At 68.4% G+C, this 15,237-nt stretch carries 18 protein-coding genes; 15 read left to right on the top strand and 3 right to left on the bottom strand.

The window, feature by feature from the left end; translation table 11 throughout:
* Window positions 1-66: 66 nt before the first annotated feature.
* On the bottom strand, window positions 67-1,974 hold the full coding sequence (gene parE, locus JI752_RS03165; protein WP_216959066.1) for a DNA topoisomerase IV subunit B: 1,908 nt from the start codon (window positions 1,972-1,974) through the stop codon (window positions 67-69).
* A 251-nt stretch (window positions 1,975-2,225) separates the two neighbouring features.
* Between parE and JI752_RS03160 the strand changes: the two genes are divergently transcribed.
* The 10 genes from JI752_RS03160 to JI752_RS03115 all read left to right on the top strand — a co-directional run bounded on the left by JI752_RS03160 (window position 2,226) and on the right by JI752_RS03115 (window position 10,184).
* Window positions 2,226-2,465, top strand: a complete 240-nt coding sequence (locus JI752_RS03160) for a hypothetical protein (RefSeq protein ID WP_216959063.1) — start codon at window positions 2,226-2,228, stop codon at window positions 2,463-2,465.
* Between the two features lie 231 nt (window positions 2,466-2,696).
* Window positions 2,697-4,361, top strand: coding sequence for a CTP synthase (locus JI752_RS03155; protein WP_216959060.1), 1,665 nt, complete (start codon window positions 2,697-2,699; stop codon window positions 4,359-4,361).
* A 151-nt stretch (window positions 4,362-4,512) separates the two neighbouring features.
* The gene (kdsA, locus tag JI752_RS03150) at window positions 4,513-5,346 is read left to right on the top strand and encodes a 3-deoxy-8-phosphooctulonate synthase (RefSeq protein WP_216959058.1); all 834 of its coding nucleotides are present in this window, start codon (window positions 4,513-4,515) and stop codon (window positions 5,344-5,346) included.
* Between the two features lie 106 nt (window positions 5,347-5,452).
* A complete protein-coding gene (gene eno / locus JI752_RS03145) occupies window positions 5,453-6,739 on the top strand; it encodes a phosphopyruvate hydratase (protein WP_216959054.1) in 1,287 nt (428 codons plus the stop codon).
* 17 nt (window positions 6,740-6,756) lie between these two features.
* Complete coding sequence (gene ftsB, locus JI752_RS03140; protein WP_216959051.1) at window positions 6,757-7,101, top strand: cell division protein FtsB; 345 nt, start codon at window positions 6,757-6,759, stop codon at window positions 7,099-7,101.
* Window positions 7,098-7,811, top strand: coding sequence for a 2-C-methyl-D-erythritol 4-phosphate cytidylyltransferase (gene ispD, locus JI752_RS03135; RefSeq protein WP_216959048.1), 714 nt, complete (start codon window positions 7,098-7,100; stop codon window positions 7,809-7,811). The genes ftsB and ispD overlap by 4 nt, the downstream gene beginning before the upstream one ends.
* A complete protein-coding gene (locus JI752_RS03130; protein WP_216959046.1) occupies window positions 7,808-8,254 on the top strand; it encodes a hypothetical protein in 447 nt (148 codons plus the stop codon). Before ispD ends, JI752_RS03130 begins: the two co-directional genes overlap by 4 nt.
* Window positions 8,251-8,730: a 2-C-methyl-D-erythritol 2,4-cyclodiphosphate synthase gene (gene ispF, locus JI752_RS03125; protein WP_216959043.1), complete on the top strand. Its 480-nt coding sequence runs from the start codon at window positions 8,251-8,253 to the stop codon at window positions 8,728-8,730. The genes JI752_RS03130 and ispF overlap by 4 nt, the downstream gene beginning before the upstream one ends.
* Entirely contained in the window at window positions 8,727-9,785 is a 1,059-nt protein-coding gene (gene truD, locus JI752_RS03120; protein WP_216959040.1) for a tRNA pseudouridine(13) synthase TruD, read from the top strand. Before ispF ends, truD begins: the two co-directional genes overlap by 4 nt.
* Before the next feature lie 156 nt (window positions 9,786-9,941).
* Window positions 9,942-10,184 (top strand): hypothetical protein, encoded by a 243-nt coding sequence (locus JI752_RS03115; protein ID WP_216959037.1) that lies wholly within the window; start codon window positions 9,942-9,944, stop codon window positions 10,182-10,184.
* Window positions 10,185-10,251: 67 nt separating this feature from the next.
* Here the strand turns inward: JI752_RS03115 and JI752_RS03110 are convergent, their stop codons facing one another.
* On the bottom strand, window positions 10,252-10,821 hold the full coding sequence (locus tag JI752_RS03110; RefSeq protein ID WP_216959034.1) for a Smr/MutS family protein: 570 nt from the start codon (window positions 10,819-10,821) through the stop codon (window positions 10,252-10,254).
* A gap of 170 nt (window positions 10,822-10,991) precedes the next feature.
* Between JI752_RS03110 and surE the strand changes: the two genes are divergently transcribed.
* The 5 genes from surE (at window position 10,992) to JI752_RS03085 (ending at window position 14,830) form a co-directional block, all read left to right on the top strand.
* Window positions 10,992-11,795, top strand: a complete 804-nt coding sequence (surE, locus tag JI752_RS03105; RefSeq protein WP_216959031.1) for a 5'/3'-nucleotidase SurE — start codon at window positions 10,992-10,994, stop codon at window positions 11,793-11,795.
* Entirely contained in the window at window positions 11,792-12,469 is a 678-nt protein-coding gene (locus tag JI752_RS03100) for a protein-L-isoaspartate(D-aspartate) O-methyltransferase (protein WP_216959028.1), read from the top strand. The genes surE and JI752_RS03100 overlap by 4 nt, the downstream gene beginning before the upstream one ends.
* 77 nt (window positions 12,470-12,546) lie before the next feature.
* A complete protein-coding gene (locus tag JI752_RS03095) occupies window positions 12,547-13,161 on the top strand; it encodes a YqaA family protein (RefSeq protein ID WP_216959025.1) in 615 nt (204 codons plus the stop codon).
* 8 nt (window positions 13,162-13,169) lie between these two features.
* Window positions 13,170-13,934, top strand: coding sequence for a peptidoglycan DD-metalloendopeptidase family protein (locus JI752_RS03090; protein ID WP_254200170.1), 765 nt, complete (start codon window positions 13,170-13,172; stop codon window positions 13,932-13,934).
* Window positions 13,931-14,830, top strand: coding sequence for an endonuclease/exonuclease/phosphatase family protein (locus JI752_RS03085; protein ID WP_216959019.1), 900 nt, complete (start codon window positions 13,931-13,933; stop codon window positions 14,828-14,830). Before JI752_RS03090 ends, JI752_RS03085 begins: the two co-directional genes overlap by 4 nt.
* Here the strand turns inward: JI752_RS03085 and JI752_RS03080 are convergent.
* Entirely contained in the window at window positions 14,827-15,201 is a 375-nt protein-coding gene (locus JI752_RS03080) for an Mth938-like domain-containing protein (RefSeq protein WP_216959016.1), read from the bottom strand. The two genes, JI752_RS03085 and JI752_RS03080, sit on opposite strands and share 4 nt — an antisense overlap.
* Between the last annotated feature and the right edge of the window lie 36 nt (window positions 15,202-15,237).

Below are 15,237 nucleotides of genomic sequence, written 5' to 3'. Positions count from 1 at the left end.
ATTGTCCGCCCGGCCTCATGCGCAGGCGGTTATCGCGATGGGGCTCCCCGCCCCGGCGCTATCGAATCACACTTCCAGCGTCGCCAGGTCGCCCTTGGTCTCCAGCCACTGCTTGCGGTCGCCGGCGCGCTTCTTCGCCAGCAACATGTCCATCAGCGAATGCGTCTGCGTGTCGTCGTCCACGGTGAGCTGCACGAGGCGGCGCGTGTCCGGATGGATGGTCGATTCGCGCAACTGCGAGGGGTTCATCTCGCCCAGACCCTTGAAGCGGGTGGTGTTGATCTGGCCGCTGTAACCCTTCTTGCGGTCGCCCTTCTCGCGCTCGATCTTCTCCAGCAGGATGCGCTTCTCTTCTTCGTCCAGCGCGTAGAACACGTGCTTGCCGATGTCCACGCGGAACAGCGGCGGCATCGCGACGAACACGTGCCCGGCCGCGACCAGCGACGGGAAATGCTTGAGGAACAGCGCGCTCAGCAGCGTGGCGATGTGCAGGCCGTCGGAGTCGGCGTCGGCCAGGATGATCACCTTGCCGTAGCGCAGGCCCGACAGATCGTCCTTGCCCGGATCGCAGCCGATGGCGACGGCCAGGTCATGCACTTCCTGCGAAGCGAGCACGCTGCCGGAGGCGACTTCCCAGGTGTTGAGGATCTTGCCGCGCAGCGGGAGGATCGCCTGGAAATCCTTGTCGCGCGCCTGGCGCGCGCTGCCGCCGGCCGAGTCACCTTCCACCAGAAACAGTTCGGTGCGCGACAGGTCCTGGCTGGCGCAGTCGGCCAGCTTGCCCGGCAGGGCCGGGCCCTGCGTGACCTTCTTGCGGACGACCTGCTTCTCGGTCTTCAAACGCGCGGCGGCGCGTTCGATGGCGAGCTGCGCGATCTTCTCGCCCATCTCGACGTGCTGGTTCAGCCACAGCGAGAACGCATCGTGCGCCGCGCCTTCGACGAAGCCCGCGGCCTGGCGCGAGGACAGGCGTTCCTTGGTCTGCCCGCTGAACTGCGGGTCGGTCATCTTGATGCTGAGCACGAAGGCGACGCGGTCCCACACGTCTTCCGGTGCCAGCTTCACGCCGCGCGGCAGCAGGTTGCGGAAGTCGCAGAACTCGCGCAGCGCATCGGTGAAGCCGGTGCGCAGGCCGTTGACGTGCGTGCCGTGCTGCGCGGTCGGAATCAGGTTGACGTAGCTTTCCTGCACCAGCTCGCCTTCGACGACCCAGGCCACGGCCCAGTCGGCGGTCTCGGTGTCCTTGGTCAACTTGCCGACGAACAGCTCCGGCGGCAGCAGCTCGCGTTCGGCCAATTCGCCGCGCAGGTAATCGCGCAGGCCGTCCTCGTAATACCACTCGTTGCGCTCTTCGCTGGCTTCATCGAACAGCTTGACGGTGAGGCCCGGGCACAGCACGGCCTTGGCGCGCAGCAGGTGACGCAGGGCGCGCAGGTTGAACTTGGGCGTGTCGAAATACTTCGCGTCCGGCCAGAAATGCACGCGCGTGCCGGTGTTCTTCTTGCCGACGGTGCCGACGACCTCCAGCGGCGTGGCGCGGTCGCCGTCCTTGAAAGTCATGCGGTATTCGTTGCCGTCGCGCTTGATCTTCACCTCGACGTGCCTGGACAGCGCGTTCACCACGCTGACCCCGACGCCGTGCAGGCCGCCGGAGAAGGTGTAGTTCTTGTTGCTGAACTTGCCGCCCGCGTGCAGGCGCGTGAGGATCAGTTCGACGCCGGGGATCTTCTCCTCCGGGTGGATGTCCACCGGCATGCCGCGGCCGTCGTCGGATACGGAGCAACTGCCGTCGTTGTGCAGCGTCACTTCGATGGTGCGGGCGTGGCCGGCCAGGGCCTCGTCGACCGCGTTGTCGATGACCTCCTGCGCCAGATGGTTCGGGCGCGAGGTGTCGGTGTACATGCCGGGGCGGCGCTTGACGGGGTCAAGGCCGGAAAGGACTTCGATGTCTGCGGCGTTGTAACGGGAACTCATTTTTCTGCGACGACGAGGCGGGAGCGGGGATGGTCGGCGGCCGGCGCCGGAAATACAACCGCGGACGCAACCGGCCTCGCAGGACCGGGCTCGCCGTCGCGATCACCGCCTTGCGCTGGAGCCCCGCGCCCCCATTGAGGGCGGTGAGCGCCCCGTTCAGTGCAGGCTGGGCGCCATGGGGTAGGGTGCCGCCTGGCGCTCCCGGCCCCGCCGGTCCCCGCCGTTCTCCCGTTCCTGGAGGTCGTTCCCCGATGAAGATCCGCAAACTCGTGCTTCCCGCCCTGATCGCCATGGCCCTGGCCGTGCCGGCGCTCGCCCAGCAGCAGTCCGATCCGCAGGCCGACGCCGCCAAGCGCGCGCAGGCACAGGACTCGCGCGGCAAGGCCGAGCAGAAGGCCGACGCGCCCAAGGCCGATCAATCCAAGGCCGGCAAGAAGGACAAGGCCAAGGCCGATCCGACCCGTGAGCCGGAGGAAGAGGACGAGCGCTGAGCGTCCCTTCGCGTCACCCCGAACGCCCCGCCATCGCGGGGCGTTTTTCGTTCCGGCGCATCGCCGTTGGCGACATGGCCGGAACGAAGCCTTCCGTCGATCGCCCTTCGATCCGCCGCAACCCTTGCGCCATCGGCATTTGTGTCGATCCGGCCGTCGCCGCGACCGCCGCGTGGCTCGCCGAGAACCGGCCGAGTCGGTAAACTACGGCTTTCCAGCGGCAGCAAAACCATGACTCCCCTGATTTTCGTCACCGGCGGCGTGGTGTCCTCTCTTGGCAAGGGCATCGCGGCAGCCTCGCTGGCGGCCGTCCTCGAAGCGCGCGGCCTGCGCGTGACGATGATGAAGCTCGATCCGTACATCAACGTCGACCCGGGCACGATGAGCCCGTTCCAGCACGGCGAGGTGTACGTCACCGACGACGGCGCCGAGACCGACCTCGACCTGGGCCACTACGAGCGCTACCTGCGCACGCGCCTGTCCCGCAAGAACTCCATCACCACCGGCCGGATCTACGACAACGTGATCCGCAAGGAACGCCGCGGCGACTACCTCGGCGGCACCGTGCAGGTGATCCCGCACATCACCGACGAGATCAAGCGCTGCATCGTGGAGGCCACCGACGGCTTCGACGTGGGCCTGGTCGAGATCGGCGGCACGGTCGGCGACATCGAGTCGCTGCCGTTCCTGGAAGCGATTCGCCAGATCCGCAGCGAGCGCGGCCCCGAGGGCGCGATCTTCATGCACCTGACCCTGGTGCCGTGGATCGCCGCCGCCGGCGAGCTGAAGACCAAGCCGACGCAGCATTCGGTGAAGGAACTGCGCTCCATCGGCATCCAGCCCGACATCCTGCTGTGCCGCAGCGAGCAGCCGCTGCCCGACAGCGAGCGCCGCAAGATCGCGCTGTTCACCAACGTGCCGGAGCGCGCCGTCATCTCGGCCGTCGATCTGGACAACATCTACAAGATGCCGCGCCGCTTCCATGAGGAAGGGCTCGACGCCATCGTGCTCGACCGCCTGCGCATCAACGCCGGCCCAGCCGACCTGTCGCAGTGGGACGAAGTGGTCGATGCCAGCGAGCATCCGGTCGATACCGTCACGATTGCTGTGGTCGGCAAGTACGTCGACCACCAGGATGCCTACAAGTCCGTGGCCGAGGCGCTCAAGCACGGCGGCCTGCGCCAGCGCACGCGCGTGAAGCTCAAGTGGCTGGAATCGACCGACCTGGAGCAGCAGGGCGTTGATGCGCTGGCGGATGTCGACGGCATCCTGGTGCCGGGCGGCTTCGGCGATCGCGGCTTCGAAGGCAAGGTGCTCACCGCGAAGTTCGCCCGCGAGACCGGCCTGCCGTATTTTGGCATCTGTTACGGCATGCAGGCGGCGGTGGTGGACTACGCCCGCCACGTCGCCGGCCTGGGCGGCGCCAACAGCACGGAGAACGACAAGGCCAGCCCGCATCCGGTGATCGGCCTGATCACCGAATGGCGCACCTCCAGCGGCGAGATCGAACGCCGCAGCGAGGAGAGCGACCTGGGCGGCACGATGCGCCTGGGCCTGCAGGAGCAGCGCCTGAAGCCCGGCACGCTCTCGCGCGAGATGTACGGCAAGGACGTCGTCGCCGAACGCCATCGCCATCGCTACGAATTCAACAACCGCTACCGCACGCAACTGGAAGACGCCGGCCTGGTGATCAGCGCCAAGTCGATGGACGACCTGCTGGTGGAGATGGTCGAACTGCCGCGGTCGCAGCATCCGTGGTTCCTGGCCTGCCAGGCGCACCCGGAATTCCTGTCGACCCCGCGCGACGGCCATCCGCTGTTCGTCGGCTTCATCCGCGCCGCGCGCGAGCGCCGGGCGCAGGCCGGCGGGCGGTTGCTGAAGGAAGCGACGGCTTGACGCAGCATCGGGCGGGAGCCGCGCTCCCGCCCGTCGTCCCGGCGAAAGCCGGGATCCATTTTGATCTTTGCAGCGACGATCATTCTCTGGAGTCTGGATCCGCCGGTCGGGTCCGCGTCTCCACCGGGATGACGATCAACGGGAGCAACGCATGAACCTGTGTGGTTTCGAAGTCGGCCTGGACCAACCTTTCTTCCTGATCGCCGGCCCCTGCGTGATCGAGTCGATGCAGCTGCAGCTCGACACCGCCGGCAAGCTCAAGGAAATTACCTCCGAGCTCGGCATCAACTTCATCTTCAAGTCGAGTTTCGACAAGGCCAACCGCACCTCGGGCACGAGCTTCCGCGGCCCCGGCCTGGAAGAAGGCCTGAAGGTGCTGGCCGAGGTGAAGAAGCAGATCGGCGTGCCCGTGCTCACCGACGTGCACGAGTACACGCCGATGGACGAGGTCGCTTCCGTCGTCGACGTGCTGCAGACGCCGGCGTTCCTGTGCCGCCAGACGAACTTCATCCAGAACGTGGCCCGCGCCGGCAAGCCGGTGAACATCAAGAAGGGCCAGTTCCTCTCGCCTTGGGAAATGAAGCACGTGACCGACAAGGCCAAGGCCACCGGCAACACGCAGATCATGGCCTGCGAGCGCGGCGTGTCCTTCGGCTACAACAACCTGGTCAGCGACATGCGCTCGCTGAGCGTGATGCGCGACACCGGCTGCCCGGTCGTCTTCGACGCCACGCACTCGGTGCAGCTGCCCGGCGGCGCCGGCGGCAAGAGCGGCGGCCAGCGCGAATTCGTGCCGGTGCTGTCGCGTGCGGCGATGGCGGTCGGCATCGACGGCATCTTCATGGAAACCCATCCGGTGCCGGACGAAGCCCTGTCCGACGGCCCCAACGCCTGGCCGCTGCCGAAGATGCGCGCGCTGCTGGAGACACTGATGGAGATCGACCGCGTCACCAAGAAGAACGGGTTCCTCGAATCCACCGTCTGACATCCGCACCGGCCAGCAGGCGTCGCGCACGCGCGGCGCGATGCCGCCCCGGTCCGGTTCTGCTTTAATCCGTGTCCAAACCGCCTTTCGCCCTTACGACGAACCCATGACGACCATCGCCAAGATCCACGCCCGCGAGATCCTCGACAGCCGCGGCAACCCGACTCTCGAAGCCGAAGTCACCCTGAGCGACGGCAGCGTCGGCCGCGCGGCCGTGCCGTCCGGCGCGTCCACCGGCACCAAGGAAGCCGTGGAACTGCGCGACGGCGACAAGACCCGCTACCTGGGCAAGGGCGTGCGCAAGGCGGTGGAGAACGTCAACGTGACGATCGCCAAGGCGCTGGACGGCTTCGATGCCGACGACCAGGCCGGCCTGGACCGCCGCATGATCGACCTGGACGGCACGGAAAATAAGGGCCGCCTGGGCGCGAACGCGCTGCTGGGCGTGTCGCTCGCCAACGCGCACGCGGTCGCCGCATCGAAGAAGCTTCCGCTGTGGAAGTACCTGGCAGGCAACCGCGAGGCCGTGCTGCCGGTGCCGATGATGAACATCATCAACGGCGGCGCGCATGCCGATAACAACGTCGACCTGCAGGAATTCATGATCCTGCCCGTCGGCGTGGACAACTTCGCCGAAGCGCTGCGCGCCGGCACCGAGGTGTTCCATGCGCTGAAGTCCGTGCTCAAGGGCCGCGGCCTGAGCACCGCCGTCGGCGACGAAGGCGGCTTCGCGCCGGACCTGCGCTCCAACGAGGAAGCGCTGGAAACCATCCTGGAAGCCATCGGCAAGGCCGGCTACAAGGCGGGCGAGGACATCCTGCTCGGCCTGGACGTCGCCTCCAGCGAGTTCTACGAGAACGGCAAGTACAACCTCACCGGCGAAGGCAAGCGCCTGACCAGCGAGCAGTTCGTCGACTTCCTCGCCAACTGGGCCGCGCAGTACCCGATCATCACCATCGAAGACGGCATGGCCGAGGACGACTGGGCCGGCTGGAAGCAGCTCACCGACAAGCTCGGCAAGAAGGTGCAGCTGGTCGGCGACGACCTGTTCGTGACCAACCCGAAGATCTTCAAGGAAGGCATCGACCAGCACGTCGCCAACGCCATCCTCATCAAGGTCAACCAGATCGGCACGCTGACCGAGACGCTGGAAGCCATCGCGATGGCCGACGCGAACCGCTATGCGGCGATCGTCTCGCACCGTTCGGGCGAGACCGAGGACACGACGATCTCCGACATCGCCGTGGCCACCACGGCCACGCAGATCAAGACCGGCTCGCTGTGCCGCAGCGACCGCGTCGCCAAGTACAACCAGCTGCTGCGCATCGAGGAAGCGCTCGGTTCGGCCGCGAAGTACGCCGGCCGCGACGCCTTCGTCTCGATCAAGCGCTAAGGCCCGGGCTCGCGCGCATGCGCTGGTTGCGACTGCTGCTGGTGGTGCTAGCCGGGTTGCTGGCGTTCCTCCAGTACCGGCTCTGGGTGGGCGAGGGCGGCAGCCGCTCGGTCGCCCGCCTGGAGACGCAGGTGCAGCAGCAGACGCGCGAGAACGCGGGATTGCAGCAGCGCAACGACGCGCTCGCGGCGGAAGTGGAGGACCTCAAGTCCGGTGAAGCCGCCGTCGAGGAGCGCGCCCGCAACGAGCTGGGCATGATCAAGCCCGGCGAGACGTTCTATCGCGTGGTCGAGCCCGAGGGCTCGACTGAGCCCGCCGACGCACCGCCTTCCGGCGACGACGCGCAGGCGCCGGCACCGTGATCTGGGCGGTGCTCCCCGCCGCCGGCCGCGGCACGCGTTTCGGCGGTGAGATTCCCAAGCAGTATCTCGAAGTCGCCGGCCAGCCGTTGATCGCACACGCACTGCACGCGTTGCTCGCGCACCCGCGCGTGGCCGGCGCGATGGCCGCCTTGTCGGCGCATGACGCGCACTGGCCGGGCTGGACTTCGTTGCAAGGCAAGCCGGTGCTGCGCTGTGTGGGCGGCGGAGAACGCGCCGATTCGGTGTTGGCCGCGCTGCAGGCATTGCCGGCGGGCGTCGGCGACGACACGCTGATCCTCGTGCACGACGCCGCGCGCCCCAACCTGCACGCGGTCGATCTGGACAGACTGATCGCCATCGCCGAACAGGGCGATGGCGCGATCCTCGGCGCGCCGGTGCGCGACACGCTCAAGCGTGCCGACGAGAGCGGCCGCATCCAGTCCACCGAACCGCGCGAGCGGTTGTGGCGTGCATTCACGCCGCAGGCGTTCCGCCGTGGCGCGCTCACGGCCGCGCTGGAACGTGCGCGAGCCGACGGTGTCGTCGTCACCGACGAAGCGATGGCGATGGAGCGTGCCGGCGTGCGCCCGCTTCTGGTCGAAGGCCGCGAGGACAACCTCAAGGTCACCACGCCTACCGATCTGCGCCTGATGGAATTGCTGTTCGAAATCCGGAAACACCACACGACGGAACAGGGGGAGTCCGTATGAAGCGAATCATTGCGACGCTGTTATTGCTGGTGGGAACGTGCGGCGCGACCGCGCAGGCCGGGCAGTCCGGCGAGGCCTTGTCGGCCTGCCTGAAGACCTCGGCCACGCAGGACGACCGGCGCGTGCTGGTCCAATGGATCTACGCGGCGATCTCCGTGCATCCTGATCTGCAGGCGATGACGCGGATCGACGCCGACGATCGCGCCAAGCTGGAGAAGGATGCAGCCGCCATCTTCGAGCGCCTGATCGCCGTGGACTGCACCGCGCTGGCGCGCCAGACCATCGTGAGCGAAGGTTCCGAAGGCTTCGGCAACGCCTTCAAGACGCTGGGCGAGCTGGCGATGGGCGGAGTGGTGGAGAATCCGGACGTGCAGGTGGGCATGTCGCGACTGGGTGGCATGATCAACCACGAGCGCATGCTCAAGGCGCTGTTGTCGAAATGAACATCCGCATCGGCCAGGGCTACGACGTCCACGCCTTCGGTGAAGGCGACCACGTCGTGCTCGGCGGGGTGCGCGTGCCGCACGATCGCGGCGTCGTCGCGCATTCCGACGGCGACGTGGTCATCCACGCACTGTGCGATGCGATCCTCGGTGCGCTGGCGCTGGGCGACATCGGCAAGCATTTCCCGCCCAGTGACCCGCAATGGAAGGGCGCCGACAGCCGCGCCTTCCTGCGCCACTGCGACGCGCTCGCGCGCGAGCGTGGCTGGCGCCTCGGCAATTGCGATGTGACCGTGGTGTGCGAGCGGCCGAAGGTCGGCCCGCATGCGGCGGCGATGCGCGAGCTGCTCGCGCAGGACCTGGGCGTGGACATCGAGGCCATCAGCATCAAGGCGACCACCAGCGAAAAGCTGGGATTCACCGGGCGCGGCGAGGGCATCGCGGCGATGGCCGTGTGCCTGCTGGTGAAGCCGTGAACGATCGCGGCAACGAACTCGCGCGCGCGCACGGCGATGCGGTGCTGACCGCGCGCATGCGCGTGGCGCCGGAGGATTTCTTCGTTGAGGAGCTGCCCGGCTTCGAGCCCAGCGGCAGCGGCGAGCACTTGCTGCTCACCATCGAAAAGCGCGGCATGAACACTGCTTTCGCCGCCAAGCGCATCGCGCAATGGGCCGGCGTGGGCGAGGTCGGCATCGGCTATGCGGGCCTGAAGGACCGCCATGCGGTCACGCGCCAGCGCTTCACCGTGCACCTGCCCAAGAAAGTCGCGCCGGACCTGGCAACGCTGGACTTCGCCGAAGGCGAGGAGCGGCTGACGGTGGTGGAGCACGCCTGGCATGCGAAGAAGCTGCCGCGCGGTGCGCTGGCGGGCAATCGCTTCGTGCTGGCGCTGCGCGACGTGGTGGGCGAACGCGGCGCGATCGAGCAACGCCTGCATGCGATCGCCGCGCGCGGCGTTCCCAATTACTTCGGCGAGCAGCGCTTCGGCCGCGACGGCGACAACGTCGCCAACGCGCGGGCGATGTTCGCCGGTCGTCGCGTGCGTCGTGAGCAGCGCACGTTGCTGGTGTCGGCGGCGCGTTCGGAATTGTTCAACCGCGTGCTCGCGCAGCGCGTGCGCGAAGCATGCTGGGACACGCCGCTGGACGGCGAGGTGTGGATGCTCGACGGCAGCCGCAGCGTGTTCGGCCCCGAGCCGTTCGACGACGCCTTGGCGCAGCGTTTGGCCGCGTTCGACATCCATCCGACCGGCCCGCTGTGGGGCCGCGGCGAATCGCGCACGACCGGAACGGCGGCGCAACTGGAGCAGGCGGCGCTCGCCGATGAGGAAGCGCTGGCGCTGCGAACCGGCCTGGAAGCCGAAGGGCTGCGCCAGGAGCGGCGCGCGTTGCGCCTGAAGCCCGCCGACCTGACGTGGGCATGGCGTGAGGAAAGCGTTCTGGAGTTGGTATTCGCGCTCCCGCCGGGCGCTTACGCCACGGTAGTGCTGGCCGAACTCGGCGACGTCCAGGCCGTCGGGCGCGCGGGCTGAAGCACGCTTCACGCCGGCTTTCCAACCGTTCGTCGGAAAGCACCTGGCGGCACTGGTCCCATTCGAGGGCGGGCGTATAAGCCGGAATTGCAGCGTGCTCGCGCGCGCTGCCGCTGCATCCGAGGGATGCGGCGACCACGTCATGGAGATGTCGTCATGAACGCATCGCTACGCATGGCCGTGTTGCTGTCCGCGGTAGGCCTGTCCGCCTGCGCGGGCATGGAAGCCAAGAGCACCTACGTTCCCGAACCCCGTTCGCCGTCGATCATGGACGCCGACGAGGAGTACATGGCCTATGTCGAGCGCGTCGCCCGTCGCCGCGGCCTCGAAGTGGTCTGGGTGAACTTGCCGCGCAAGTCGGCTGCGCAGATTGCCCAGGAATCCGGACAGCCGAAGTAAACCCTGCTCGGCGCCCTTCGGCCTCGCACCGACGGCGATAGCCGCCGCCTGATCCGGACAAGGCGGTTCAGGGCGAGCGCAGGCGGCGGGGCGCGAGCAGCACCAACACCGCACCGGTGCCGCCCTGCGCCGGCGGCGCGGAGTGGAACGCGAGCACGTCGGCGCGATGCCGCAGCATGCGGTCCACCAGGTTCTTGAGTACCGGCATGCCGCCGGATGCGATCGAGGCGGCGCCGTGCAATCCCTTCCCGTGCACGATCCGCACGCACCCCACGCCGTGCTGGCGGGCGTCGTGCAGGAAGGCGCGCACCAGTTGCTCGGCCTCGCGCGAATCGGCGCCGTGCAGGTCCAGTTCCTCCTGCACTGCGATCTCGCCGCGCTTGAGCTTCTGCAGCAGGCGCGGCGTCGCCTCGTCGCGACGGTAGCTGAGGGCATCGCCGGCTTCCAGCAGGGTGTCCTCCAGCGCATGGCGGAACTCCTCGCGCGCACGCGCCTCGTCGCGCTCGGCCATGCGGGCGCGAGGACGTGGCCGGGGCGCAGACGGCGGCGGTGCGGTGTCGCGCATCGGCCGCACCGGCCCGATCGCCGAGCGGAACAGCGCGGCGTCGTCTTCGTCATCGTCTCGTCGTTCGGACATGCGACAAGCCTAGCGTCGTCGGCCCATACCGCAAGCCATTCGCAGACCGTGCTTCAGACCGTGCCGGCGGCCTCCGGAGCGGTGGGCGGCATCGGCTATGATGGGCCCTCGCGCGGCGCGGGCCAGGCTCGCGCCGGCTTCACGATCCGGCAAGCGCAACAAGGGAGTCCATGCGAGTTCTGGTGAGCAACGACGACGGCGTCGACGCGCCGGGCATCCGCGTCCTGGCCGAAGGGCTGCGTGCGGCGGGCCACGAAGTCCTGGTGGTGGCGCCCGATCGCGACCGTTCAGGCGCCAGCAACTCACTCACCCTGGACGCGCCCGTGCGCGTGCAGCAGCTCGACGGTTCGACCTGGCGCGTGTTCGGCACGCCCACCGACTGCGTGCATGTGGCCATCACGGGGATGCTCGAGGCGGAACCGGACATCGTCGTCTCCGGGATCAACAACACCGCCAACCTGGGCGACGACGTGATCTATTCCGGCACCGTCGCCGCGGCGATGGAAGGGCGCTTCCTCGGCCTGCCGGCGGTGGCGATGTCGCTGCAGACCGTGGACCACACCGGCAAGCATTACGAAACCGCGGCGCGTGCGGCGGCGGAAATCATCGCCCGCCTGCGCGTGGACCCGCTGCCGGCCGACACCATCCTCAACGTGAACGTGCCCGACGTGCCCTGGTCGGAGGTGCGCGGCTTCGAAGTCACGCGCCTGGGCAACCGCCATCGCGCCGAGGCCTGCATCCCGCAGCAGGACCCGCGCGGACGCCAGTGGTGGTGGATCGGCCCGGCCGGCGCCGAGCAGGATGCCGGCCCCGGCACCGATTTCCACGCCGTGCGCACCGGCCACATTTCGATCACGCCGATCCAGGTCGACCTGACGCGCTATCACGCGCTGGACCAGGTGGCGAGCTGGGTCGACGGCCTGGCGACTTCGCTCGGCCATCCCGCCAGTCGCAACCCGGAGCGCACCGCATGACGCTGCGCATGCGGTTGCAGCCGGAGGCGATCGGCTCCGGAATGACTTCGCAGCGCGTGCGCGACCGGCTGGTCGACCGCCTGCGCGAAAACGGCATCCGCGACGAGCGCGTGCTCAACGCGATACGCACGGTGCCGCGCCATCTGTTCGTCGACGAAGCGCTCGCCACGCGTGCCTACGAAGACACGGCGCTGCCCATCGGCCACGGCCAGACCATCTCGCAACCGTGGGTGGTGGCGAAGATGACCGAGGCACTGCTGGAAACCGAACCGAAGAAGGTGCTGGAGATAGGCACCGGCTCGGGCTACCAGGCCGCCGTGCTCGCCGCGCTGGGGCTGGAAGTGCACACGGTCGAACGCATCGGCGAGCTGCTGCGCACCGCGCGCAAGCGTTTCCGTCAGCTCGGCATGAACGTGCGCAGCAAGCACGACGACGGCCGCATCGGCTGGCCGGAGAACGGTCCGTTCGACGCGATCATCGTCACCGCCGCCGCGCCCGCGCTGGTGGAAGCCCTGACCAGCCAGCTCGCCGCGGGCGGCACGCTGGTCGCGCCCGTCGGCGGGGCCGGTTCGCAGTCGCTGCTCAAGCTGCGCAAGGACGCCGACGGCAACGTCACGCAGGAATCACTGGCGCCGGTGGTGTTCGTGCCGCTGCTGTCGGGCATGGTCGACTGACGCACCGACAGGCCGTGTTCCGCATCGACGCAAGACACTGACCACCGCATACCGACGACACCAGCAGGGGCCGCCGTTTGAAGATCTTCGGACCGTTGTACGAACGGGCGCTCGTCTGGGCCCGCCATCGCCACGCACCGGCTTATCTGGTCGGGCTGAGTTTCATCGAGGCGATCATCTTCCCGGTGATGCCCGAGGTCATGCTGGCGCCGATGTGCGTGGCGCAGCCGCGGCGCGGGTTCTGGTTCGCGACGATCAGCCTGGCCGGCTCGATGGTGGGGGCGCTGGTCGGCTACGCGCTGGGCCACTTCGCGTTCGAGGCGGTCAAGCCGCTGTTTGCCGCGATGGGCATGCTGGGCGGCATCGAATCGGGCATCGCCACGGTGCAGGCCAAGATGGCCGAGTCGCCCTGGGCGGTGTTCTGGCTGCTGGTGGTGGGCGGGTTCGCGCCGATTCCGATGAAGGTCTTCACATGGGCCTCGGGTATCGTCGGCGTGCCGATGCCGCAGTACGTGCTGAGCATGCTGATCGGTCGAGGCAAGCGTGTGTATCTGATCGCGCTGGTGATCCGCATCGGCGGCGTGCGCGCCGAGGCGGCGCTGCGGCGTTACATCGAGCCGATCGGCTGGATCGCATTGGTGCTGCTGGTGGCCGTGATCGGATGGCTGGTGTGGAAGGCGCAGTTCGGATGAGAGGACGCATGACCGGAACATCGCGAATCGTTGCCGCCACGTTGATCGCCCTCGTCATGGGCGGCTGCGGGACCGCGAAGGTCTACCGCGAGCCAGGCGCATCCTCGCAGGCGCCGTCGCGTCCGCGACCGGGCGTCGCCGTCACGGTGAAGCGGGGCGAGACGCTGTTCGCCATCGCCTCGCGCAATGGCATTCGCGCGCAGGACCTGGCGGCGTGGAACGGCATCGATCCGCCGTACACCATCTATCCCGGACAGCGACTGCGCCTGTATCCGGCGGGCAAGGGCGGCAGCACCGCCACGACGCGTCCGCCGGCCAGCACGCCGACGAAGCCTGCAACCGGAACCGCGCCGCCCGCCACCACGCCGGCCGCACCCAAGCCCGCCGCGCCGGTGGTGAGCGACATCAAATGGCGCTGGCCGGCCGACGGCGAACTGATCGGCCGCTACGTCACCGGCGAGCCGACCAAGCAGGGCATCGACATCGGCGGCGCCAGCGGCGCGCCGGTGCGCGCGGCCGCCGACGGCGTGGTGGTGTATTCGGGCTCGGGCCTGGTCGGCTATGGCGAGTTGATCATCATCAAGCACAACGAGCAGTGGCTGTCGGCCTACGGGCACAACCGCAATCGCCTGGTCAACGAAGGCCAGCTGGTGCGCTCGGGCCAGCAGATCGCCGAGATGGGCCGCAGCGGCGCGCCGCGCGAGATGCTGCATTTCGAAGTGCGCTACAACGGCAAGCCGGTCGATCCGCTGCAGTACCTGCCCAAGCGATGAGTGCGACGTCCGCGCAATGCGGACACACAGTTCACCGCTCGGGCTTCGTGCGGCAGGCGTGGAAGTGCGCGTGTACGGTGGCGATGGCGTGGATGCTCGCCGCGTGTGCGGCGACGACATCGCCGCGCGATGAAGCGCCGGCCCTCGATGTCGTCACCCTCAACCTCTGGCATGACCGCGAGGACTGGCCGCATCGCCAAGCGATGATCGAGGCCGAACTGCGCCGGCTTTCGCCCGACGCCATCTTGTTGCAGGAGGTCCTGCAGGACGAAAGGCTGCCGAACCAGGCGCAGGCCCTGGCCGATGCGCTGGGCTACCACGCGTTCTTCGTGTCGGTGGATGCGACCGACCCCGCGCGCCGTTACGGCAATGCGATCCTGACCCGCGAGCCGGCGACGCTGCGCGGCTTCCGCCGCCTGCAACCCGACGGCGCCTATCGCATCGCAGGCTGGGTGCGCACGAACGTGCAAGGACATCCCGTCAATCTGTACGTCGTGCACCTGGACTTCGAAGATCGCAGCGGCGCCACGCGGGCGCGTCAGATCGCGGATCTGATGGCGTTCGTCGAGGTCACGCGCGGCGACGCCCCGGTGGTGATAGGCGGCGACTTCAACACGACGGTGGGAACGGCGGAGATGGCGCCATTGCGCGCTCGCTTCGTCGATGCCTACGCGGCCGCGCATGCGGGAGTCGCGGTCGAAGGCGACGCACACGCCACGCTCAACGCGCGTTTCAATCCGCCCGCGCGGATCGATCGGATCCACGCGCAGCAAGGTGCATTCGGAACAGCGCAGGCGCGACGCATCCTCGACACGCCCGATGCGGACGGGCGGTGGGCGTCGGACCATTTCGGAATCTGGGCGCGGTTGCCATTCGCCCCGCGCTTGGGCGACTAGCCGGCCAGGACGAACGCGGCGACGACGCGCCGGCCCTCGCTCGCCAGCACGTTATAAGTGCGCGCGGCGGCGGCATTGGTCATGGTCTCCAGCCCCACGCCACGCTTCAGGCATGCGGCCAGCACCGAGGCAGGGGGAAAAGCCTGTGTCGCGCCGCTGCCGAGCAGGATCACTTCCGGGTCCAGCGCGAGCACGGCGTCCATGTCCGACGGCGTCAGCGCCTTCACGTCGCGCACCGGCCAGTCTTCGAGCAGGCGGTTGGGCGAGAGGACGAAGCTGGACGCGAGGGTGCGTTCGTTCACCCGCGCGGAGACGCCGTCGGCGCCGCGCAGGTAGAACTCGTGATCGGGGTGTTCGAGATTGAGCTGCATGGGGGCGAGATGGGGACGGGAGCGCAGGGCGCCAAC

The sequence above is a fragment of the Lysobacter sp. MMG2 genome (assembly GCF_016735495.2).
Lineage (GTDB): Bacteria > Pseudomonadota > Gammaproteobacteria > Xanthomonadales > Xanthomonadaceae > Lysobacter_J.
Note: the sequence above shows the minus strand (reverse complement) of the source record. Positions and strands in the feature narration are given on the sequence as shown.